The organism is Tahibacter caeni (assembly GCF_024609805.1).
In the GTDB taxonomy this organism is placed as follows: Bacteria; Pseudomonadota; Gammaproteobacteria; order Xanthomonadales; family Rhodanobacteraceae; genus Tahibacter; species Tahibacter caeni.
Window position 1 is genome coordinate 1 of record NZ_JANFVR010000020.1, and the last position, 23,081, is coordinate 23,081.

The window sequence follows — 23,081 nt, forward strand, 5'->3', positions numbered from 1 at the left end:
CCGATCTGGTCCTCGTCGGCCGCGGTCCGCGGCGGCGGGCTCGCCGGCGCCGGCGGTCGTGGCGAGCAGCAGTCCGGCGGCGGCGCAAAGAATGCGTGGGAAGATCATGAACGGCATGGCGGGATTTCCTCGAGGGAGTCGACGACGCGGCACACGCGGCACCGCATCAGGGCCGAGCACCATGCCCGGTCCATCCCTCGAGGACGCAGCCCGACGTTCGTCCCTGGCTACGCCTCGGCGCGGCTCGGCTTCGGCTCGCCGCAACGGTGCGATCGGCAACGCGGCGGAGGCGACGGAACCGCGTTGCGCCATCGGCGGCGCCGGTCTCGACCGCGGTCGGTCGGCCGGCACGCATCGCGTCGATCGTCGACGTACTGCGGCAGCATCGGCCATCGCCCGATACCGAAAAATATAAAACTAGATCACACCTATACGACGCATACGGATGCGCGAACGTAGGCATGCGCCGCCGCCGCGGCTATTTCGGCGGCGCCGGCTGGCCGAACAGCACCTCGGCGCGATTGAACAGGATCCAGCTCGTCGCGATGTACTTGTTGCCGCCCTTGGGCATGTTGCCGCGGTGCGTATGCGTGAATGCCGTCGGCGCGATCAGCAGCGAACCCGTGCGCGGCACGATCTTGCGCTGCTGATAAAAGAACTCGGTCTCGCCTTCGTCGAACGTGTCGTTGAGGTAGATGGTCCAGAGCACGACGCGGTGCAGCGTGTCGGTCGTGTCGGACAGCTTGGGATAGAGCTCGCAGTGCCAGTACGGATAGCCGCCCTGGTCGGCGAGGTATTTCTGGATGTTGATCGTGCCCGGACGGAACACTTTCATGATGATCGCCGTCAGCATGCGGTCGTCGAGTTCGGCGACGGTCTGCGCATCGACGACCTTGTGCTGCCCGGTCGCCGGGTCCGGAATCTTGAGCTGCAGCGGCGCGAGCGCCGCATGGGCGTACTTGCGCAGGTAGTGCTTGAAGCCGTTCATGACGGCGGCGTTGAAGCGTGCGACCGCATCGTTCCATTCCGCGTGGTCGCTGATGCAGATGTCCCAGCTGTCCTTCAGCGTGACGTCGACGCCGCTGCCGGTCTGGCCGCGCACTGCCTTGCCGCACGCATCGAAGCGCCGGATCAGCGCGGCACAGGTCTGCGCGTCGAGCGCCTCGTCGTAGACCTCGATGAAATCCGGCAGCATGGTGTTCCGTCGCAGGCAGGGCGAAACGGCGATGATCGGCGCCGCCGCGGGGCCGCGCAAGAGCGCCGCGGCGGAGGACGCCTACTGCGATTCGCCGAAGAAATACACGAACAGGCCGACGACGATCAGCGCCGCGACGACCGCGAAAAAGATCTTGACCCAGCTGTAGGGGTGCTGGCCGGCGATCTTTCCGGTATAGCCGTTCGCGACGATCTGGAAACGGCGCGAGCCGTAGGTGTAGCTGACGAGCCAGACCGGCATCAGCACGTGCTTGAACGTGCGGCCCTGGTAGCGCGCGTCGACCTGCAGGTTGCGCTGGGTGTCGCCGGGTACTTCGGCGCTGCACAGCTCGCGCACCTGACGGTCCATGTCCGCGCGGTTGAGCTCCGAGGCCTTGCGCAGGTCGACCTGGTAGCGCTCCACGGTCCAGCCGCGCACGAACTCGGGCGAGTAGACCTTGAGGTCAGTCGTGGTCGGAAACGGCTCGACGCCGGCGAGCAGGCTGGTCTGCACGCCGGCGGTGCCGGGCACGAGCTCGTCGTCGAAGAAATGCGCGATGTGCCCGGCGGCCGGCACCCAGCGCACGTGCTGCACCTGGCGCGTGCGCGCGTTGCCCTGGGCGTCGCGATAGGTCTGCGTCTCGTAATAGTAGTGGCCGGCCTCGGCGGTCCAGTCCGCCTCGACGTGGGCGTCGAAGGTCCAGTACGGCAGGTAGACGCCGTGCAGGGTGTCGGTCAGTGCGGCGCGCTTGAGCTTGTCGGGCGCGAACCAGCGCGTGCCGTACCACTTGCGGATCAGTTCGCGCACCTGGCCGTCGCTGATCTTGAACGGCAGCAGGCTTTGCGGCGTGATCGCGTCCTTCTGCGACTCGTGCGCGATGATCGACGGCGAGCCGCAGAAGTCGCAGCGCTGGGCGACCTTGCCGTCGACGAACACCGAGATCGCGTGGCAGCTTTGGCACTGCACTTCGCGGCGCTGCTCGCCCCAGTCTCGGCTGATCTCGGGATTGCGCAGCGCCGCGTCGAGATCGTGTTCGACGACGGCCGTGCCGGGTTCCGCCGCCTGGGCCGGCGTCCACGCGGCGACCGTGCCGCAGTACGGACAGACCAGCGCCTGCTTGGCCGCATTCCATTGCAGATCGCCGCCGCATTCCGGGCAGGGATGTTTGGCGACGGTGGCGTTGTTCATGCGGGAATGGGGAATCGGGAATGGGGAATCAAAGCGTGATCCCGGCAGCCGGCGGTTTCAGGCTCCGGGACAGGATCACGGTCCTGTCGCGACGAGCGCCGCCGTGTGACGCTCGTCGTGCGGATGCCTCGCTCAGCCGCGCAGGAATTCCTCGAGCGCGGCGCGCGCGATGCGATAGGCATTGCCGATCTTGCGTGCCTTGAGCTCGCCGGCCGCGATCGACGCCATCACGTCCTCGACCGACACGCCGAGCGCCTGGGCCGCCTGTTCCGGCGTCAGCACGTCGATGCCGCCGGCCGTTGCCGGGGCGGCGGCCGGCGCCTGCTGCGCCTGCATACCTTTCATGAGTTCCTGCGCCATGCCGAAGCCGATCGCCATCTGCGCGGGCGCCGCGGCCGCCGCGGCGCCGTCGCCGCCCTGGCCCATGCCGACGCCCATCTGGTATTTCACGTAGTCGTTGAGGTTGCCGATCACGCTCATGCTCGAGCGCTTGTCGATGGCCTGCTCCACTTCCGGCGGCACAGACACGTTCTCGAGCACGAACGACGTGATTTCGAGGCCGTACTTGCCGGTCATGGCCGGGTTGATGATCGGCAGCAGCGCCTCGCCGAGTTCGGAATAGCGCGTGGCCACGTCGAGCGCCGGCACCTGCGCCGTCGCGAGCGCTTCGGTGAACACGCTGACGATGCGCGAACGCATGGTGTCGGCGAACTCGTCGAGGCGGAAGTTCTGGTCGGTGCCGGCGACTTCCTTGAGGAACCTGGGTACGTCATTGATGCGGAAATCGTAGGTGCCGAATGCGCGCAGGCGCACGACCCCGAAATCCTTGTCGCGCATCATGACCGGATTGGACGTGCCCCACTTGTTGCCGGTGAACAGGCGCGTGTTGACGAAATAGACGTCGCACTTGAACGGCGAGTTGAAGCCGTATTTCCAGCCGAGGATCGTCGACAGGATCGGAATGTTCTCGGTCGTCAGCGTGTGCTTGCCGGGGCCGAACGCGTCGGCGTACTTGCCCGCCGCGACGAACTGCACGGTCTGTGACTCGCGCACGATGAGCTGCGCGCCGTTCTTGATCTCCTTGTCGTCGTCCGGATAGCGGTACGACAAGGTGTCGCGCGAGTCATCGGTCCACTCGATGATCTCCAGCAGTTCGCTCTTGATGAAGTCGAGAATGCCCATGGCCCGCTCCTGGTGTTGGGAGTTCCGATTCTAGCCCGCAACCGCGGCGGCTTTGCGACGCGGCGGCGGCGGGTTCCGGCAAGGAAATGTCACGCGTTCGCCGCGTCGTGCTCGCGGTGGTAGCGCGTCGCCGCGTCGACCTCGTCGCGCGAGCCGAGGAACACCGGCACGCGCTGATGTAGCGCGGTCGGCACGAGATCGAGTATGCGTTCGCGGCCGGTCGTCGCGCGGCCGCCGGCCTGTTCGACGATGAAGGCCATCGGGTTGGCCTCGTACATCAGACGCAGCTTGCCGGGCTTGTCCGGATCCTTGCGGTCCCAGGGATACAGGAAGATGCCGCCGCGGGTCAGGATGCGATGCACGTCGGCGACCATCGAGGCGACCCAGCGCATGTTGTAGTCCTTGCCGCGCGGGCCGGACTTGCCGGCCAGCAGGTCGGCGATGTAGCGCTGCATCGGCTCGTCCCAATGGCGCTGGTTGGACATGTTGACGGCGAACTCGCGCGTCTGCGCCGGGATCTGCAGGTTGCGCCGGGTCAGCATGAAGCTGCCGAGCTCTCGGTCCAGGGTGAACACATGGGTGCCCTGGCCGAGCGTCAGCACGAGCAGCGTGCTCGGGCCATAGACGGCATAGCCCGCGGCGACCTGGGCCGTGCCGGGCTGGCAATAGTGTTCGGCCTTCGGCTCGGTGACGCCGTCCGGGCAGCGCAGCACCGAGAAGATCGTGCCGACGGAAATGTTCACGTCGATGTTCGACGAGCCGTCCAGCGGATCGAACAGCAGCAGGTAGTTGCCTTTCGGATAGACGTCGGGGATCGGATGGGGGTCGTCCATCTCCTCGGACGCGCAGCCGGCCAGGTGGCCGCCCCAGGCATTGGCTTCGAGCAGGATCTCGTTGGAGAGCACGTCGAGCTTCTGCTGCGCCTCGCCCTGCACATTGCCGCTGCCGGCCTCGCCGAGCACGCCGCCGAGGTCGCCCTTGCCGACGGCGATCGCGATCGACTTGCAGGCGCGCGCGACGACCTCGATCAGCAGGCGCAGGTCGGCGTTGATGTGCGTGTGCGCGCGCTGTTCCTCGATCAGGAAGCGCATCAGGGAAACCGGGCGGGACGAGGACATGGCGGACGGTCCGTCGGACGAAAGCCGCGATTGTCTTGCCCGGCGCCGGCGGCGTCCACGGCGCGGGTCGGCCGGTTCCGTTCATGAGCGAACGGATCAGCCTATAGAATGATTGTTATCGGTCCTGATGCGGAGTACCTTCGGGAATCCTGTCGTACGGTTATAAGGCCGGACGGTGGGGCGCAGGGGTAACTTCATTCGCGGGGAAAACGATGAAGCATTCGATGACCGTGCTGGCCATTGCGGCCGCTATCTGTATGATTTCCGGGCCGGTTTCGGCCTCCGACAAACCCAAGGCGCCGACGCCGATCAAGGCCGAGATCGACGACGCCGTGATCGATCAGGCACGCGGCGCCGACCAGTCCGTGGACTACGCCTCGCTGCGTAAGTTCGGCCCCTGGGACGATCGCAACTACGACCTGACGGCCGCCGACATCGCGCTGCTGCCGGCCAACGACCGTTATCTCCACAACGTGCCGGCCTTCTTCAAGGTGCTCAAGCGCAAGGAAGGCATCGCCGAAGGCCGTCCGCTGCTGTTCGAGATCTATCCGCGCGAAATCGACAAGGAATTCGCGTTCCGCTTCGGCGGCCTGCTGCAGAACGGCGTGCTTAACCGTCGCGGCCTCGGCATCTACTCGCATCCGGATCCGCAGAATCCGCCCAAGGCCATGCAATGGGCGACCGATCCGCTGCCGAACGCGCCGGTCGAAGGCGAAGGCCCGATGGCCGGCGACAACGAAACCGGCATCGAGTACAACCCGGCCAATCCGAACCTGGTCATCGCCGGCTCCAACGGCCCCGGCGGCCAGATCATGAACTACTCCTCCGACGGCGGCGTGACCTGGTCCACCGCCGGCGCGCTGCCGAGCACCTGCTGCGACCCGGCGTCCGACTGGTCTTCCGACGGCACGGTGGCCTACACGGCCTCGCTGGGTTCGGGCTTCGGCTCGGGCTTCCGCACCGTGGTCTACCGCTCGACCAACAACGGCCAGACCTGGGGTCCGGCCGTGCGCGTGTCGAACGCGAGCTCGGACAAGGAATACATCCACGTCGACCATTCGGCGACCTCGCCGTACCGCGACTACGTCTATGCGACGTGGCACGAAAGCAACGTCATGATGTTCTCGCGCTCGACCGACCTCGGCGTGACCTTCTCGACGCCGCTGGCGTTCAGCAGCGACGAGCGCGGCATCGGCAGCGACATCACGACCGACGCGAGCGGCCGCATCTACTACGCCTGGCCGAGCATCACGAGCGGTTCGGCCGAGATCTGGGTCAAGACCTCGACCGACGGCGGCGCCACGTTCGGCCCGGCCGTCATGGCGTATGACCTGCGCGGCCGCTTCGACTTCGCGATTCCATCGATGGAATCGCGTCGTGCGTTCATCTACATCTCGGCCGGCGTCGACCAGTCGGGCGGCCCGCACAACGGCCGCGTCTATCTGGCCTTCACCGACGAAGCGCCGAACTCGCCGGGCAACGGCTCGGGCTCCGCGTCGGCGACCCACGGCTGGATCCAGGTCGTCTACTCCGACAACCAGGGCGCGACCTGGCAGGTCGCTGCGACGCCGCATGCGGTCGCCGACCAGGCCACCGTCGACCGCTTCCATCCGTGGCTCGACGTGGATGCGACCGGCAACGTGCATCTGGGCTTCTACGACACGCGCAACTCGACCAACCGCACCGGCGTGGACTTCTACTACGTCGTGTCGGCCGACGGCGGCGCGAGCTGGACCGAGGAAACGCGCGTCTCCGCCGCGGCGTCGGTGAACATCACCAACGGCCAGGAATGGGGCGACTACAACGGCCTGTCCGTGTCGACCGCGAACCGCGTGGCGATGAGCTGGACCGACAACCGCCTCGTCAGCGGCTCGCCGCTGCAGCGCTCGTTCGTCGGCCGCGTCACCAACGTCATGGCCGGTCCGAACTTCGGCATGGCGGTCAGCGGCGCTTCCACGCTGAACGTCTGCGCCGGCCAGCCGGTGCCGCCGGTCACGGTCAACGCGACGGCGTTCTCGGGCTTCTCCAGCCCGGTCGCGCTGAGCTTCCCGGGTCTCAACGCCGCCGTGTTCCCGACCGCTACGGCTTCGCCGAATCCGGTCACGCCGTCGGCCAGCCCGGGCTCGGCGATCACGGTCAACCTGACCACGGCTGCGGCTGCGCCGACCGGTACGTATCCGATCACGCTCGAAGGCACCTTCGGCGGCCCGCCGTCGATCACGCGTTCGGCCGCCTTCACGGTCAACGTGAGCCAGGGCCTGCCGACCGCGGCGGCGCTGACCGCGCCGGCCGACAACGCGACCAGCGTCGCGACGATGCCGACCTTCACCTGGGCCGCGGTCGCCGGCGCCAACAGCTACCTCGTCGAGGTGGCGAGCGATGCGGCGTTCACGAACATCGTCGCGAGCGGCACGGTCACGAGCCCGTCGTTCACGCCGGCCTCGGCGCTGAACACGACTACGACCTACTACTGGCGAGTGAAGGCGAGCAATGCCTGCGGTGACGGCGCGTATTCGCCGGTGTTCCGCTTCACGACCGGCGCGATCATCTGCTTCAACGGCAGCGTCGCGATTCCGGACAACAACGCGACCGGCGCGAACGCCGACGTGACCGTGGCGGCGGCGGGCACCATCACCGACCTCAACGTGTCGGTGAAGATCACGCACACCTATCCGGGCGACCTGGACCTGATCCTGGTCCACCAGGCCAGCAACACCTCGCTGACCCTGGGCACGCGCCTCGGCGGTAGCAGCTGCGGCATGGACAATATCGACGTGTCGTTCGACGACGAAGCGCCGGGCACGATCACCTGCGCGACGACCTCGCCGGGCATCACGGGCACGGTGCGTCCGGCCAACCCGCTGACTGCGTTCGACGGCCTGAACCTGGCTTCGGGCTGGCGCCTGACGGCCATCGATCGCGCCGGCCAGGACACGGGCAACATCACGCAGTACTGCCTGATCCCGACCCTGCTCGTCGATCAGATCTTCAAGAACGGCTTCGAGCAGTAAGCGACAAGGTCACCCGCAGGACCGAAGGGCCGCCGCAAGGCGGCCCTTCTTTTTTGGGCGGCCGGCGCGGTCTTGCGGACGGCCGGCGGCGCGACGGGAGCTGGGTCCCGCTGCGATTCGCGCGACGCTGCTGACAGCACGCTGGCAGCAGGTCGGCATCACCATGGCGGCGTGCAATCGGCACGTCATTCCCGGAAGCCCGCCATGCTCAACGCCACCGTTCCCGCCTGGTTCGAGATCCCGACCGTCGACCTCGACCGCGCCCAGACCTTCTACGAACGCATCCTCGGCGTCGCGCTCAAGCGCGAGCCGATGGGCGAGTCCGAGCTCGCCGTGTTTCCGTACGGCGGCCGTCCGCACGTCAGCGGCGCGCTGATCCGGCATGAGGAATGCAGCCCGGCCGTGCAGGGCAGCGTCGTCTACCTGAGCGTCGAGGACCTGCGTCCGGTGCTGCAGCGCGCACAGGAGTACGGCGGCGACACGCTCGTGCCGTGTACCGCGCTGCCCGGCGACATGGGCTACTTCGCCCAGTTCCGCGATACCGAAGGCAATCGCGTCGGCCTCTGGTCGGCGGTCTGATCGGGCGGCGGCCGCCGGGCTCGCCTCACGGCGGACTGGCGGCGGCCGTTCGCGAGGTCTCCAGCGATGTCGCCGGAATCTTTACCCCGGCCCGCATGTCCCCCGCGGCGCGGACGGCGGATGCGCCGCGCCGCGCTGCCGCGAATCGCCACGAGCGCGCGGTCTGGCACTCCGGTCGCGGCCGCGGCATGCTCGTCCGATGCGTCGCGCCGACCGCCTGTTCCTGATCATCCACGCCCTGCGCGGTCGCCGCACGGCGCTGCCGGCGCGCGGCCTGGCCGAAACGCTCGCCGTATCGCTGCGCACGGTCTATCGCGACGTGGCCGACCTGCAGCGTTCCGGCGTGCCGATCGAAGGCGAGGCCGGCGTCGGCTACCTGCTGCGCAAGGGCAGCGACATTCCGCCGCTGATGTTCCAGCCTGAAGAGCTCGAAGCCCTCGTCGTCGGCACGCGCTTCGTGCAGGCCTTCGCCGGCGAGCGCCTGAGCCGCGCCGCCGGTGCGGCGCTGCTCAAGATCAATGCCGTGCTGTCGCCGGAGCTGCGCGAGCGCAGCGAACGCTCGCGCGTGTTCGCGCCGGACTTCGGCCAGCACGCCGCGATCAAGGCGCACATCGATGAAATCCATGTCGCGATCGCCGAAGCGCGCGTCGTCGTGCTCGACTACGCCGACGAGAAAGGCAGCGCGTCGATGCGCGAGATCCAGCCGCTGTGCCTCGCGTTCTGGGGCGGCGCCTGGACGCTCGGCGCCTGGTGCCGGCTGCGGCGCGACTTCCGCAATTTCCGCCTCGACCGGATCCGCCAGTGCACGCTGTCGGCGCAGAAGTTCGCCGAGGATGCAGCCACCGATTTCCGCGCCTACATGCGTGCGATGGAATCGGCGTCGCGCTGAGACCGGCGCGGTAGGTCGTGCCTGTGGACCGCCGGATGCAGTGCATCGGCTGCGGTGCGGCGTGCTCTGCAGGACAAGGAATCCGTTGCCGACAGGTCGGCGCTTTGCCGACGCTATCGAACCGGGGCAGGATGCGTTGCCGCGGGCCTGCGCCGGTTTTCCGAAACGCAGATACCAAAACGCCACCGCAGGGTTCAGGGGGTACCCTGCGGTGGCGCCTTGGCAAGGCGATGACCGCCTTGTATTCAACTACTCGGATCGGGGGCGGCCAGCGGCTCACACCGGCGAAAAAATTTTCGCGAGCGACGCCGCGCTCAGTCCACGCGGCAGAACACCGCCTTGAGATAGCGCGACTCCGGTACGTGCGCCTGCCAGGGATGGTCGGGGCCGGCGCCGCTGATCTTCAGCACCTGCACGGTGCGGTTCGCATAGAACGCCGCGCGCCGCAGCATGTCGAGGAACTGCTCCTCGCTGACCAGGCCCGTGCAGGAACAGGTCACGAAGATGCCGCCGGGCCGGACCGCGCCGAGCGCGAGCTTGTTCATGTCGAGGTATTTCTTCAGCGCCGGGATGACCTGCTCGCGGTCTCGCGTCATCTTGGCCGGGTCGAGCACGACCACGTCGAACTTCTCGGCGCGGCCGGCGGCGACGTCGCGCAGCCAGTGGAAGATGTCGGCCTGGACGAAGCGCACCTTGACCTTGTTCAGCCGTGCATTCGATTCGGCGATTTCGAGGATTTCCTCGTCGAGGTCGACGCCGACGACTTCCTTGGCTCCGCCTACGGTCTTGGCGTAGATCGCGAAGCCGCCCGAATTGCAGCACAGGTCCAGCACGCGCTTGTCCTGGCAGAAGCCGGCCAGGGTCAGGCGGTTGTCGCGCTGGTCGGCGAAGAAGCCGGTCTTATGCTTGGTGCCCGGTGCGGCGTGGAACTTCACGCCGTGCTCCTCGATCACGGTCGGGCGCGGCGTCGGCGGCGTGGAGCAGTCGAAGCTCTCCTGCTTCTGCACGTGTTCCTCGGCGAACGCATAGACCTGGCTGTCGGGAAAATGATCGAGCAGGCAGCGCCGGATCAGGTCGCGCTGGCGGAACATGCCGGCCGAGAAGAATTCGATGACGAGCGTGTCGGCGAAGCGGTCGACGACGAGACCGGACAGGCCGTCGCCTTCGGAATGGACCACGCGATACGCGTCGGTGACCGCGTCGAGCTTGAGGATCTCGCGGCGCAGCGCGACGGCCTGCGCGATCTTGCGCTCGAAGAACGCCGCGTCGACGGCCTCGTCGGGGTCCTGGGTCAGCACGCGCAGCGCGATGCGCGAATGGCCGTTGTAGAAGCCGCGGCCGGCGAACGTGCCGTCGCGGTCGACGATGTCGACGACACTGCCGGGCTTGGGCCGCTCGGCGGGTTTCTCCACCATCTTCTGGAAGATCCAGGGGTGGTTGGAACGGCGCTCGATCTTGAGCTGGACGGTGGGATTGGCGGAGGCGGAAGGTTTCATCGCGGCATGATACCAGCCGCGCTTGCGCGGGCCGGCGCCCGGCGGCATCGTCCGGCCATGCGCTTTCCGCTCCTGCACCGCGGCACCCTGCTCGCGCGCCGCCAGCGCTTCCTCGCCGACATCCGCCTCGACGACGGCCGCGAGATCCTCGCCCACTGCCCCAACACCGGCCGCATGCTCGGCTACTCGGCGCCGGGATTGCGCGTCTGGGCCAGCGAACGTCCCAAGGCCGCCGGGCGCTGCGGCTGGACCTGGGAGCTGGCCGAGCTCGGCGAGACGCTCGTCGGCGTGCATCCGGCGCGTGCCAACGCGCTGGCCGCCGAAGCGATCGCGGCCGACCGCATCGCGCCGCTGGCCGGCTATGCCGCGATGCGGCGCGAAGTGCGCTACGGCAGCGAAGGCAGCCGCATCGATCTGCTGCTGAGCGCGCCGGACCGCGCCGACTGCTACGTCGAGGTCAAGTCGGTGACCGCGGCCGACGAATACGGTCTCGGCATCTTCCCCGACGCGGTCAGCGAACGCGGCCTGCGCCATCTGCGCGAGCTGCAGACCGCTGCCGCAGCAGGCGCCCGCGCCGTACTGCTGTTCTGCGTGCAGCGCGGCGACGCGCTCGCGGTCCGCGCGGCCCGGGAGATCGACGCGGCCTATGCCCGCGGCCTGGACCAGGCCCGCGCCGCCGGCGTCGAGGTATTCGCCTGGCGCTGCGCGATCTCGACCGAGGCGATCACCTTGGCGCGGCGCGTTCCGGTGCTGTCCTGATGCTCCGGCTCAGCGGCCGTCGGTGAGCCACCGCGCCGCATCGAGCGCGAAGTAGGTCAGGATCGCGTCGGCGCCGGCGCGCTTGATGCTGGTCAGCGCTTCGAGCACGCAGGCCTGTTCGTTAATCCAGCCGTTCTGGCCGGCGGCCTTGAGCATCGCGTACTCGCCGCTGACCTGATAGACCAGGGTCGGCGCGCCGAAGCGGTCCTTCACGCGGCGCACGATGTCGAGGTAGGGCAGGCCGGGCTTGATCATGACCATGTCGGCGCCTTCCTCGAGGTCGAGCGCGACTTCGCGCAGGGCCTCGTCGCTGTTGGCCGGGTCCATCTGGTAGGTGTACTTGTTGCCTTTTCCCAGATTGGCGGCGGAGCCGACGGCGTCGCGGAACGGGCCGTAGAAGCTCGATGCGTACTTGGCCGAGTAGGCCAGGATGCGCGTGTGGATGTGGCCGCCGTTCTCCAGCGCGGTGCGGATCGCGCCGACGCGGCCGTCCATCATGTCCGACGGAGCGACGATGTCGGCGCCGGCGGCCGCATGGGACAGGGCCTGGCGCACGAGCGCGGCGACGGTCTCGTCGTTGAGCACGTAGCCGGATTCGTCGACGAGACCGTCCTGGCCGTGGGTCGTGAACGGATCGAGCGCGACGTCGGTGATGACGCCGAGCTCGGGAAAGGCCCGCTTGAGCGCACGCACCGCGCGCTGGGCCAGTCCGTCCGGGTTCCAGGCTTCCGCCGCGTCGAGGCTCTTGGCTTCCGGCGGCGTGACCGGGAAAAGCGCCAGCGCCGGAATGCCCAGGGACTGGGCCTGGCCGGCCAGCTCGAGCAGTTCGGCGATGCCGACGCGCTCGACGCCGGGCATCGAGGCGATGGCTTCGCGGCCGCTGCCTTCGCGCACGAACACCGGCAGGATCAGGTCGGCGCTGGTCAATACGGTCTCGCGCATCAGCGCTCGCGAGAAGGCGTCGCGCCGCATGCGCCGCGGGCGGATCGCTGGAAAGGCCATGGCGGAAACTCCGGCAAGCTGCACAAGCGCGACAGCGTAGCGCAACGCCGCGGCCCCGGCTTCCGGGCGCGACAGCATGCCGCTGCGACCAGCGTCCCGAGGGTGGCGGTTTTCGTCGCGATTCGCCGTATTCACCAGCCGGCGGGCGTGTCGTTGCGGCCGCCGGCGCAGCGGGATTCGTACTTGAAATGGCTGGCTCGAGCTGGTCATATTGCGCGGCCGCTGCGGGGGCGCAGCGCGGGCATGAGGCTCGCGTTGCCGGCGCGGTCCAGCAGGAACCCACACCTTGTCCGGTATTCTGGTCGTCGAACGCTCAACGACGCTGAGCCATTTGCTCAAGCGCACCCTGGCGGCTGCCGGGCTGGCGGCGCGCAGCGAGCTCGCGGCGTACCTGGACACGATCGATCACCTGAAACATTCGCTCGGGCTCGGGCAGCCCTACGGCCTGCTGATCGTCGGCATACCGGCGCGGCCGACGCGCGACTGCCTGGCCCTGCTCGATCACCTGGCGACCGACGCGCAGCGCGAGCTGCCGGTGCTGCTGATGGTCCACGAGCAGAACGCCGATCTCGACGCCTGGGTGCGCCGTCGCGGCCGCGCGCTGATCGTGCTGTGGACCCAGTTCAGCAAGATCCCGGCCGCGCTGGCCCAGCTCGAACCGCGCGCCGGCCAGCTGTCGGTCCAGGCCGAGGCTGCGGCCGTTCCGTCGCAGGGTATACGCATCCTGTTTGTCGACGATTCGCAAAGCGTGCGGCTGGCCTACCAGCAGCTGCTCGAACGCCAGGGCTACGCGGTTGCGACCGCCGGCACCCTGAACGAAGCGGCCGACAAAGCCGCGCGCGAGTCCTTCGATCTGGCCATCGTCGATTACTTCCTGCCCGACGGCAACGGCGACGAACTCTGCCGCCGCCTGTCCGGTCTGCCGGGCGCGCCGACGCTCGCGGTCATCACGGGCACGTATCGCGAAGACATCATCGTCAAGAGCCTCGACGCCGGCGCGATCGAGTGCATGTTCAAGAACGAGGCCAAGGAGCTGTTCCTCGCGCGCGTCAAGACGCTGTCGCGGCAGATCCAGATGCAGAAATCGGTCGAGGCCGAGCGCCAGCGCCTCGACGGCATCCTCGGCTCGGTCGGCGACGGCGTCTACGGCGTCGACCAGCAGGGGATCATCACCTTCATCAACCCGACCGGTCTGCGCCTGCTCGGCTATGAGGAGGAAGACCAGCTCATCGGCAAGCCGGCCCGCGGGCTGATCCACCAGGGCGTCGAGGAGCGGCCCGGCGAGACGGCCGACGCTGGCCTCGAACAAGCCTATACCGCGGGCAACGCGCTCAAGGGCCACGAGACCGTGTTCTGGCGCCGCGACAGGAGCGGCATGACGGTCGAATGCTCGGTGCTGCCGCTCGCGATCCAGAACCGGCGCCAGGGCTCGGTGGTCGTGTTCCGCGACATCTCCGAGCGCAAGAGCGCCGACAACCTGCGCTGGGAGCTGACCCACGACAAGCTGACCGGCCTCGTCAACGCGCGCCATTTCACCCACCAGGTCGCGCTGGAGCTGCAGCGCCGGCGCGAGGCCGGCGGTTATTCGTCGATTCTGTACATCGACCTCGACCGCTTCAGCGCGATCGTCGACGCGGCCGGCGTGCCGGCCAGCGAGCGCCTGCTCGTGGAGATCGCGAGCGTGCTCGGCAAGCGTCTGCGCGAGCACGACGTGCTCGCGCGCATCGAAGGCGACCGCCTCGCGCTGATGCTGTCGGGCGTGCAGCTGGAAAACCTGTTCCCGCTGGCCGACAGCTACCGCGAGCTGCTGCACCAGTGCAAATACGAATCCGGCGGCGCGAGCCGGCCGATCACCGCGTCGATCGGCGTCGCCGTGATCAGCCGCGACACGCCGTCGGCCGAATACGTCGTCGAGCACGCGCGCCTGGCCTGCCGCACGGCCAAGCAGCGCGGCCGCGACCAGACCGAGATCTACGTCGGCGAGCACGACGCGCGCATCGCGCGCGAGATCGAGGCGGGCTGGACCGAGCGCCTGCGTCAGGCAATGGAGCAGGAACGTATCGTGCTGCTGGTGCAGCCCATCGTGCCGGTCGCCGCGCTGCCGCGCAGCGAGTCGGCCGTCGTGCAGCGCCAGGGCTGGCGCGTCAACGGCTCGGGTACGGCCGGCCAGGAATACCTGTTCGAGATCCTGATCCGCATGGTCGGCAAGGACGGCCAGCTGATCTCGCCGGGCGTGTTCGTGCCGCTGGCCGAGCGCGTCGGCATGATGCCCAAGCTCGACCTCTGGGTGCTCAACCGTCTGCTGCGTTACCTCGCCGGCGTGCGCGGCGTGCGCGCGCCGATCGCGTTCCACGTCAACCTGTCGAACATGACCCTGGCCGATCCGGACTCGCTGAAGCTGATCGAGGCGGCGATCCGCGCCTCGGGCGTGTCCGCGCGGCAGCTCGTGTTCGAGATCACCGAGACCTCGGAGCTGACGAGCCTGCATAGCGCACGCAAGTTCATTTCGTCGCTGAAGAAGCTCGGCTGCCGCTTCGCGCTCGACGATTTCGGCACCGGCTTCTCGAGCTTCACCCACCTGCGCCATCTGCCGGTGGATTTCGTCAAGGTCGAGGGCAGCTTCGTGCAGGGCATGCCGGGCAGCGAGCTCGATCGCAAGATGGTCGGCTCGATCACCCAGCTCGCCCAGTCGCTGAAACTGCGCGTGATCGGCGAGCACGTGGACAGCTTCTCGACGCTCGAGGCGCTGCGCGTCTCGGGCGCCGATTACGCCCAGGGCAACTACCTCGGCGAGCCGCGGCCGCTGCGCAGCGTCGATTTCGCCGCGCTGTTCCCGCATGGCTGAAGCGCCGGCGCAGGATTCCGCGTCCCCGGGGCGCGGCGATCCGGCCGCGGCGCCCGCCGCCACCGCCAACGACCGCACGATACGCCGCTGCCTGGCCGTGCTCGGCGCGCTCGCGCTGCTGTGCGTCGCGGGTCCGTGGTTCAGCCGCTACGGCGTCGACCACACCGACTGGGAACATCTGTCCGTCGCGCCGGGCCTGGCCCACGGCCATTGGCTCGGCACCGACGCGATAGGCCGCGACGTGTTCGTGCGCCTCTGCGTCGGCGGTCGCCTGTCGCTGCTGATCGGCCTGCTCGCGAGCCTGGTCGCGCTGGCGCTCGGCCTGGCCTACGGCGTCGTCGCCGGCTATGCGGGCGGCCTGGTCGATCGGGTGCTGATGCGCGCGCTGGACCTGTTCGCGGCGCTGCCGTTCCTGCTGATCGTGATCCTGTTGCTGACCGTGTTCGAACGCTCGCTGCCGCTGCTGCTCGCGGCGATCGGCGGCTATGTCTGGATGGACCTCGCACGCGTGATCCGCGCCGAGGCCGCGCGGCTACGCGGCCTGGCGTTCGTCGACGCGGCGCGGCTGCTCGGCGCCGGCCCGGGCTGGATCATGGCGCGGCACATCGCGCCGAATCTGCTCGGCCTGGCCCTGGTCTACCTGAGCCTCGGCGTGCCGAACGCGATCCTGATCGAATCGTTTCTCGGCTTTCTCGGCCTCTCGGTCGACGAACCGGCCGCGAGCTGGGGCGCCATGCTGTTCGACGGCACGCAGGAGATGGACCTGGCGCCGTGGACCCTGATCGCGCCGGCCGCGGCACTGGCCACGACCTTGATCTGCTGCCAGTTCCTCGGCGAAGCGCTGCGCCGCCGCCTGGATCCGCGCCGGGCCGCGGCGTGAACGCGCCGCTGCTCGAGGTCGAGAATCTGCAGATTGCGCTGCCGGCGTGGCTGCAACCGGTCGTTGCCGATGTCGGCTTTCGTCTGGCCGCCGGCGAATGCCTCGCGCTGATCGGCGCGTCGGGGTCGGGCAAGAGCCTGACCAGCGCGGCGCTGATAGGCCTGCTGCCGGCCGGCGCGAGCATGCGGGGCTCCATCCGCTTCGCCGGCGAGGAGCTCGTCGCCGCGGCTCCCACGGCCTGGCGCCGCGTGCGCCGCGCCGGCATCGGCATGGTCTGGCAGGACAGCCAGGCCAGCCTGCATCCGCTGCGCCGGATCGGCGCGCAGCTGATCGAAGCCCTGCGCGCGGCCGGCGCCGAGCCTGTCGCGGCGCGCGAGCAGGCCACGGCGCTGCTGGCCGAGGTCGGCATCGACCGGCCCGCGCAGCGGCTGCGCAGCTACGCGCACGAACTGTCCGGCGGCCAGCGCCAGCGCGTGCTGATCGCGCTCGCGCTGGCCGCGAATCCGCAGCTGCTGATCGCCGACGAGGCGACCAGCGCGCTCGATGCGAGCCTGCGGCTGCAGATCGTCGACCTGCTCGACGCGCTGCGCCGCCGCCGCGGGCTCGCGCTGCTGTTCGTCAGCCACGACCTGGCCCTCGTGCGGCGCATCGCCGACCGCGTCGCCGTGCTCGACCGCGGCCGGATCGTCGAGCTCGCCGACACCGCGGCCCTGTTCGCCAGTCCGGCGCATCCGCAGACGCGCGCGCTGTTGGCCCTAGCCGAACCGCTGCCGGCCGCTGCGGAACCGGCGTCGCCAGCGCCGCTGCTGCAGTTGCAGGGTCTCGACGCGGCGTATGCCGCTACGGGCTGGCGGTCCACGGTGCGGCCGGCGCTGCGCGACGTCGGCTTTGCGCTGCAGGCCGGCCGCACCCTGGCCATCGTCGGCGAATCCGGCTCGGGCAAATCGACTCTGCTGCGCTGTCTGACCGGCCTGCTGCGGCCGCAGCGCGGCCGCCTGCAGCTCGCCGGACAGGTGCTGGACCTCGCCGGCCTACGCGACCCGGCGCCGCTGCGCGCGCAGCTGCAGCTCGTGTTCCAGGACCCCGGCGCGTCGCTGGATCCGCTCTGGCGCGTCGGCGACATCGTGGCCGAGCCGCTGCGGTTCGCGCCGGAGCCGCCCGCCGCTGCCGAGCGTGACGCGCGCGTCGCAGCCCTGCTCGACGACGTCGGCCTGGCGCCCGAACTCGCGCGGCGCTATCCGCATGCGCTGTCGGGAGGCCAGCGCCAGCGCGTCGCGATCGCCCGCGCGCTGGCCGCGCAGCCGGCCGCCCTGCTGCTGGACGAGGCGACCAGCGCGCTCGACGTGCTGGTGCAGCGGCAGATCCTGGAGCTGCTGCGCCGCCTGCAGCGCGAGCGCGGACTGGCCCTGCTGTTCGTGACCCACGATCTCGACCTGGTCGCCGGCTTTGCCGACGAGGTCGTGGTGCTCTGGCGCGGCGCCCTCGTCGAATGCGGCGCCGTTGGGGAGGTTTTCGCGCATCCGCGTCACAGCCACACGCGCGAGCTGCTGACCGCCGCCGGGCGGTAGGCGCGGGAATTGCTTTCCGTCAACGAACTGTCAAAACCGTGAACCCGTTCCGAGACGTACGCGAAACCGTTCAGCGACAGTTTGATTCCGTTAAGGAATAATTAATTTCGCTTTTTTTCATAAGACTGGACCAGAAAGCGGTCTAGCAACTAAAGAGTTCGTTATAACCTCTTGAATAAGAGGGGTTTTCAAATGTCTCCGAGTATACTTCTTCTCATCCTCAGCACCGCCGTCGTCGTCGCGCTGTTGTCGATCAAGCGCATCCCCGAGGGCACTGTCTATACCCTGCGCCGTTTCAACGGCCAGGCCCGCACCCTGCAGCCGGGCACGCATCTGATCTGGCCCCTGCTCGAGCGCGTGGTCCATCGAATTTCCCTTACTGGCCACGTACTTGCGATCGACGAACTGTTCCCGGTCGGAACCAGCGCGCGGCTTGCCGGCAAAGTGTTCTGGCAGGTCGTCGATGCCGAACGCGCCGATGCCTCGATCGACCGCGCCGAATCGCTGATCCGTGCCCGCGTGCTCAACGTGGCCCGCGCGACCGACGATCCGGCCGGAGAGACGCCCGAAGTGCGCAACAGCCGGCTCAAGGCGGCGCTGAACGAAAGTCTGCGCGACGTCGGCATCGTCGTGACGCGGGTCCAGCTCGCCCTCGCCTGAGCCCGGCGCCGGCCCGCAATCAAGCCCCACGAGACCCGCGCAAGCGGGTCTTTTTGTTGCAGCGACTGGATTTTAGCCACCGCGGCCCGGATACTTGCCGGCCTTTTCGATACGGACGGCCCGGTGATGGCGGAACGGGAACGGCTGCGTCGCCGGCTCGATGACGGTCTGGCCGCGCTGGACCTGGATCTGTCCGGCGCGGTGCGCGATCGGCTGATCGCCTACGTCGAGCTGCTGGCGCGCTGGAACGCGGCCTACAACCTGACGGCGGTGCGCGATCCCGGTGAAATGGTCGCGCGGCACCTGCTGGATTCGCTGGCCATCGCACCTCATGTGAGCGGGGCGACCCTGGCCGACCTCGGCAGCGGCGCCGGCCTGCCGGGCATCCCGCTGGCGCTGATTGCCGCGGAACGTCAGGTCACGCTGGTCGATTCCAACGGCAAGAAGGCACGTTTCCTGCGTGAGGCCGTGCGCGCGCTGAAGCTCGCCAACGTGCGCGTGATCGAAGGCCGGGTGCAGGACGTGCCGGGACAATTCGATTGCGTCACTGCCCGCGCGTTTGCCACGCTAGCCGACATGCTGAACTGGGCCGGGGGGCTGCTCGCCGACGGCGGCACCTGGCTGGCGATGAAGGGCAAGGTCGACGAGGCGGAAATCGCCGCCGTGCCGGCCGGATTCCGCGTCGAACGGATCGTCGCGCTGCAGGTGCCGGCCACGGTCGGCGAACGCCATCTGATCGTTGTACGCAAGGCTTGAACGAACCGGTTTCCCCATGACGCGCATCATCGCCATCACCAACCAGAAAGGCGGCGTCGGCAAGACGACGACCGCGGTCAATCTCGCGGCGGCGCTGGCCGAGACGCGGCGCAAGATCCTGCTCGTCGATCTCGACCCGCAGGGCAACGCGACGATGGCCGCCGGCGTCGACAAGCGCCTGGCCAAGCCCAACGGCTACGAGGTGCTGCTCGACGAGGCGCCGATCGAGCGTGCCATCGTCACGACCGAAGCCGGCTTCGACCTGCTGCCGGGCAGCTCCGACCTGACCGCGGCCGAGCTCAAGCTCATGGACGCGCTCGCGCGCGAGAGCCGGCTCAAGGAACAGCTGGCCAAACTCGGCGACGTCTACCACACGATCCTGATCGACTGTCCGCCGACCCTGCACCTGCTGACGATCAACGCGCTCTGCGCCGCGCACGGCGTGCTGATTCCGGTGCAGTGCGAGTACTTCGCGCTGGAAGGCCTGGCCAGCCTGCGCGAGACCATCGAGGCCGTGCGCCGGCGCCTCAATCCGCGTCTGGAAATCGACGGCCTGCTGCGCACCATGTACGACGTGCGCAACAACCTGGCCAACGAAGTGTCGGCCCAGCTCACCAAGCATTTCGGCGACAAGGTGCTGCGCTCGATCATCCCGCGCAACATCCGCCTGGCCGAGGCGCCCAGCCACGGCAAGCCGATCAATCTGTATGACCGCGAATCCCGCGGCGCCATCGCCTATCTCGGTCTCGCCGGCGAGATGCTGCGGCTGGAACGCGGCGCCGCGGCCGCCGCTGCGGCGCATCCCAACTGAGGCTCCCCATGTCGGCAGCGAAGAAACGAGGACTCGGACGCGGCCTGGACGCCCTGCTCGGCAGTCTGGAGCCGGAAACGGCGGAAACCCGCGAAGGCGGCGGCAGCGAGCTGCGCCAGATCGCGGTCGGCAGGATCTTTCCGGGCAAGTATCAGCCGCGCCAGGCCATCGATCCCGAAAAGCTCGAAGAGCTGGCCGCGTCGATCCGCGCCCAGGGCGTCATCGAGCCCATCGTCGTGCGCGCGTCGGGCGACCGCTTCGAACTGATAGCCGGCGAACGCCGCTGGCGCGCGACGCAGCTGGCCGGCCTGCCCGAGATTCCGGCGCTCGTGCGCGAAGTCGACGACCGCGCCGTCGTCGCGATCGCGCTGATCGAGAACATCCAGCGCGAGGAGCTCACGCCGCTTGAGGAATCGCAGGCGCTCAAGCGCCTGATCGACGAATTCGACCTGACCCACCAGCAAGTCGCCGACGCGGTCGGCCGCTCGCGCGCGGCCGTGTCCAACCTGCTGCGTCTGATGGATCTGCCGGCCGGGATCAAGCAGTTGCTCGAGCAGCGGAAGCTGGACATGGGCCATGCGCGCGCGCTGCTGACCCTGCCCGAAGCCTTGGCCATAGGCCTCGCGCGGCAGGCGGCCGAGCACGGCTGGTCGGTGCGCGAGCTCGAAGACGCTGCGCGCGCCGCGCAGAGCGAGCCGGCCGCGGCGCCGGCCAAGCCGGCCAAGACCGCGCGCGATCCCAACGTCGAATCGCTGGAGCGAGACCTGTCCGAACGCATCGGTGCGCGCGTCGCGATCAGCCACAGCCGCAACGGCCGCGGCAAGCTGACGATCCGCTATCACAGTCTGGAAGAACTCGACGGCATCCTCGCGCGGATCAAGTGACGCCCGCTGCGATGCCGCCGCATGAAAGCGTTTCGCCCCGGCGAGGGTCTGTATGCAGGTGAGCAGCCGGCAACGCCAATTCGACGCCCTGGTACGAGCGCACAACGGCGATCTCTACCGCTATGCCTATTGGCTCTGCGGCGATTCCGCGCTGGCCCAGGACCTGACCCAGGAAACCTTTCTGCGCGCCTGGCGTTCGCTGGACGCGCTGCGCGAAACCGATGCGGCCAAGGCCTGGCTCATCACCATCCTGCGTCGCGAGCACGCGCGCCTGTACGAGCGCAAGAGCTTCGACACCACCGACATCGGCGAGCTGGAACTGGACGACCGCGATTCGCTGACCCCCGAACAACTGGGCGAGGATTCCCTCGTACGCGCGGCCATGTTGCAGCTCGAACCCAAATACCGCGAGCCGCTGCTGCTGCAGGTGCTCGGCGGATTTTCCTGCGACGAGATCGCGCGCGAGCTCGGCCTCGGCGCGGCGGCCGTGATGACCCAGCTGTTCCGCGCGCGGCAGAAGCTCAAGCATCTGCTCGGCGCCGAACGCGGCGAGGCCAGCGCATGAACTGCCTCGATTACCGCCGCCAGCTGGGCGCCGACCCGCGCCGCGAAACCCCCGAAATGCAGGAACACCGGCGCGGCTGCTCCGGCTGCGCCGCGCACCAGGCGCGCAGCCTGGGTTTCGAACTCGCGCTCAAGCGTTCGCTGCAGGTCGCCGTGCCCGACGGGCTGGCCGAACGCATCCTGCTGGCCCAGACCACCGGCGAACGCAGCGCGCGCACGCGCCGGCGTCGTCGCTGGGGCTGGCTTGCCGCGGCGGCGGTGCTCGTGGCCGCGCTCGGCATCGGCGTGCAGCAGCTGCAGCTGTTCGCGCCCCTCCCGCGCCAGCTCGTCGTCCATCTGCAGCACGAACCCGAAGCGCTGCTGACCCATACGCCGCTGTCCGTGGCCGAGATCGAGCGCGGCTTCGCCCTGCGCGGCGTGAAGCTCGTCGCTCCGCCGCCGGCCGGCGTCAGCTACGTGCAGCCGTGTCCGGTCGGCATGATCGGTTCGGTGCACATGGTCATGCCCGAGGACGAGGGTCCGGTCACGGTGTTCTTCCTGCCGGCCCACCGCGAGCGTCGCGGCGACTACGTCGACCAGGGCATGCACGTCCGCGCCGTGCCCATGGCCGCCGGCACCCTCGCGCTCGTCGCCGCCGACACGCGCCATTTCGACGCGCTCGAAGCCGGCTGGCGCAACAGCCTCGAAGGCACGCCGGCCACGGCCGCCGGGGCGCCCTGAGCCGCGGCTTCCGCCGTCGTCGTCCAGCGCCGGGCTTCGCAGTGAATCGTGCGGCCGGCCGCGCTCTCCGCGCCGGAAGAGCACATTGGGGCTGACCATCGGGGATCGGCGCCGCGCCTGCCGCGTTTGGGCCTGGGGCCCGGTCCGGCGATAATGCGCGCCGCAATCCGTTCCGGACCCTCGCAATGCCCCAGCTTTCCGTCGTCGTCCCCGTCTTCAACGAGCGCGACAACATCAAGCCGCTGATCGACGAAATCGTCGCCGCCCTGCGCGGCCGTCACGACTTCGAGATCGTCTACGTCGACGACTGCAGCAAGGACGACAGCCTCGCGGTGCTGCAGGGGCTCCGGGCGCAGGTGCCCGAGCTTCGCGTCATTAAGCACATTTCCCAAAGTGGACAAAGCACAGCCGTGCGCAACGGCGTCAAGTCCGCGCGCGGCGCCTGGATCGCCACCCTCGACGGGGACGGCCAGAACGATCCGGCCGACATTCCCAAGCTGATCGCCGCGCGCGACGCGGGTCCGGCCGACGTGAAGCTCTATGCGGGCTGGCGCGTGAACCGTCAGGACACCGGCAGCAAGCGCTGGGCGTCCAAGATCGCCAACGCGATCCGCTCGCGCCTGTTGCGCGATTCCACGCCGGACACCGGCTGCGGCATCAAGCTGTTCGAGCGCGAAGCCTTCCTCGACCTGCCCTATTTCGACCACATGCACCGCTACCTGCCGGCGCTGATGCAGCGCTCGGGCTGGAAGACGGTCAGCGTGCCGGTCAATCACCGCGCGCGCGGCGCCGGCGTGTCCAAGTACAACAACCTCAACCGCGCGCTCGTCGGCATCGCCGACCTGCGCGGCGTCGCCTGGCTGATCCGGAGAGCCAAGCGGACTGCCATCGAAGAAGTGCGATGACACGCCGCAATCCTTGAGACGGCGATTTCCGACACTTCGCACCGGCCGGCGATTCCTGCCGGCCTGCGA

20 protein-coding genes are annotated in these 23,081 nt (G+C 68.8%); 14 read left to right on the forward strand and 6 right to left on the reverse strand.

The genetic code is table 11. The annotated features are described in order from the left end of the window. Positions 1-478: 478 nt before the first annotated feature. The 4 genes from NON22_RS03355 to NON22_RS03370 all read right to left on the reverse strand — a co-directional run bounded on the left by NON22_RS03355 (position 479) and on the right by NON22_RS03370 (position 4,683). Positions 479-1,195: a 2OG-Fe(II) oxygenase gene (locus NON22_RS03355; protein WP_257385493.1), complete on the reverse strand. Its 717-nt coding sequence runs from the start codon at positions 1,193-1,195 to the stop codon at positions 479-481. Positions 1,196-1,276: 81 nt separating this feature from the next. Further along, the gene (locus NON22_RS03360; RefSeq protein WP_257385494.1) at positions 1,277-2,383 is read right to left on the reverse strand and encodes a zinc ribbon domain-containing protein; all 1,107 of its coding nucleotides are present in this window, start codon (positions 2,381-2,383) and stop codon (positions 1,277-1,279) included. A gap of 132 nt (positions 2,384-2,515) precedes the next feature. Continuing rightward, on the reverse strand, positions 2,516-3,565 hold the full coding sequence (locus NON22_RS03365) for an SPFH and helix-turn-helix domain-containing protein (RefSeq protein WP_257385495.1): 1,050 nt from the start codon (positions 3,563-3,565) through the stop codon (positions 2,516-2,518). A gap of 89 nt (positions 3,566-3,654) precedes the next feature. Continuing rightward, on the reverse strand, positions 3,655-4,683 hold the full coding sequence (locus NON22_RS03370) for a class 1 fructose-bisphosphatase (RefSeq protein WP_257385496.1): 1,029 nt from the start codon (positions 4,681-4,683) through the stop codon (positions 3,655-3,657). A 212-nt stretch (positions 4,684-4,895) separates the two neighbouring features. On the opposite strand from NON22_RS03370, the gene NON22_RS03375 reads away from it, so the two are divergent. The 3 genes from NON22_RS03375 (at position 4,896) to NON22_RS03385 (ending at position 9,162) form a co-directional block, all read left to right on the forward strand. After that, entirely contained in the window at positions 4,896-7,694 is a 2,799-nt protein-coding gene (locus NON22_RS03375) for a proprotein convertase P-domain-containing protein (RefSeq protein WP_257385497.1), read from the forward strand. Positions 7,695-7,898: 204 nt separating this feature from the next. Further along, complete coding sequence (locus NON22_RS03380; protein ID WP_257385498.1) at positions 7,899-8,273, forward strand: VOC family protein; 375 nt, start codon at positions 7,899-7,901, stop codon at positions 8,271-8,273. 199 nt (positions 8,274-8,472) lie between these two features. Further along, positions 8,473-9,162, forward strand: a complete 690-nt coding sequence (locus NON22_RS03385; protein WP_257385499.1) for a helix-turn-helix transcriptional regulator — start codon at positions 8,473-8,475, stop codon at positions 9,160-9,162. Positions 9,163-9,476: 314 nt separating this feature from the next. Here NON22_RS03385 and NON22_RS03390 read toward each other — a convergent pair whose 3' ends face one another. After that, entirely contained in the window at positions 9,477-10,658 is a 1,182-nt protein-coding gene (locus tag NON22_RS03390; protein ID WP_257385500.1) for a class I SAM-dependent rRNA methyltransferase, read from the reverse strand. Positions 10,659-10,715: 57 nt separating this feature from the next. On the opposite strand from NON22_RS03390, the gene sfsA reads away from it, so the two are divergent. Continuing rightward, positions 10,716-11,417, forward strand: a complete 702-nt coding sequence (sfsA, locus tag NON22_RS03395) for a DNA/RNA nuclease SfsA (RefSeq protein WP_257385501.1) — start codon at positions 10,716-10,718, stop codon at positions 11,415-11,417. Between the two features lie 9 nt (positions 11,418-11,426). Here sfsA and hemB read toward each other — a convergent pair whose 3' ends face one another. Further along, entirely contained in the window at positions 11,427-12,419 is a 993-nt protein-coding gene (gene hemB / locus NON22_RS03400; RefSeq protein WP_257385502.1) for a porphobilinogen synthase, read from the reverse strand. 286 nt (positions 12,420-12,705) lie between these two features. On the opposite strand from hemB, the gene NON22_RS03405 reads away from it, so the two are divergent. The 10 genes from NON22_RS03405 to NON22_RS03450 all read left to right on the forward strand — a co-directional run bounded on the left by NON22_RS03405 (position 12,706) and on the right by NON22_RS03450 (position 23,012). Continuing rightward, positions 12,706-15,264, forward strand: a complete 2,559-nt coding sequence (locus tag NON22_RS03405; RefSeq protein ID WP_257385503.1) for a putative bifunctional diguanylate cyclase/phosphodiesterase — start codon at positions 12,706-12,708, stop codon at positions 15,262-15,264. Continuing rightward, the gene (locus tag NON22_RS03410; protein WP_257385504.1) at positions 15,257-16,144 is read left to right on the forward strand and encodes an ABC transporter permease; all 888 of its coding nucleotides are present in this window, start codon (positions 15,257-15,259) and stop codon (positions 16,142-16,144) included. Before NON22_RS03405 ends, NON22_RS03410 begins: the two co-directional genes overlap by 8 nt. Further along, on the forward strand, positions 16,141-17,712 hold the full coding sequence (locus tag NON22_RS03415) for a dipeptide ABC transporter ATP-binding protein (protein WP_257385505.1): 1,572 nt from the start codon (positions 16,141-16,143) through the stop codon (positions 17,710-17,712). The genes NON22_RS03410 and NON22_RS03415 overlap by 4 nt, the downstream gene beginning before the upstream one ends. A gap of 192 nt (positions 17,713-17,904) precedes the next feature. Further along, positions 17,905-18,372 (forward strand): SPFH domain-containing protein, encoded by a 468-nt coding sequence (locus tag NON22_RS03420; protein WP_257385506.1) that lies wholly within the window; start codon positions 17,905-17,907, stop codon positions 18,370-18,372. Positions 18,373-18,498: 126 nt separating this feature from the next. After that, positions 18,499-19,128 carry a 16S rRNA (guanine(527)-N(7))-methyltransferase RsmG gene (gene rsmG / locus NON22_RS03425; protein WP_257385507.1) on the forward strand — a complete coding sequence of 210 codons (630 nt, stop codon included), beginning with the start codon at positions 18,499-18,501 and terminating at the stop codon, positions 19,126-19,128. A 16-nt stretch (positions 19,129-19,144) separates the two neighbouring features. Continuing rightward, positions 19,145-19,939, forward strand: a complete 795-nt coding sequence (locus NON22_RS03430; RefSeq protein ID WP_257385508.1) for a ParA family protein — start codon at positions 19,145-19,147, stop codon at positions 19,937-19,939. Between the two features lie 8 nt (positions 19,940-19,947). Next, complete coding sequence (locus NON22_RS03435; protein ID WP_257385509.1) at positions 19,948-20,823, forward strand: ParB/RepB/Spo0J family partition protein; 876 nt, start codon at positions 19,948-19,950, stop codon at positions 20,821-20,823. Positions 20,824-20,875: 52 nt separating this feature from the next. Continuing rightward, positions 20,876-21,388, forward strand: a complete 513-nt coding sequence (locus tag NON22_RS03440) for a sigma-70 family RNA polymerase sigma factor (RefSeq protein WP_257385510.1) — start codon at positions 20,876-20,878, stop codon at positions 21,386-21,388. After that, complete coding sequence (locus tag NON22_RS03445; protein ID WP_257385511.1) at positions 21,385-22,107, forward strand: DUF3379 domain-containing protein; 723 nt, start codon at positions 21,385-21,387, stop codon at positions 22,105-22,107. Before NON22_RS03440 ends, NON22_RS03445 begins: the two co-directional genes overlap by 4 nt. Before the next feature lie 185 nt (positions 22,108-22,292). Further along, positions 22,293-23,012: a glycosyltransferase family 2 protein gene (locus NON22_RS03450; protein WP_257385512.1), complete on the forward strand. Its 720-nt coding sequence runs from the start codon at positions 22,293-22,295 to the stop codon at positions 23,010-23,012. Positions 23,013-23,081 lie beyond the last annotated feature (69 nt).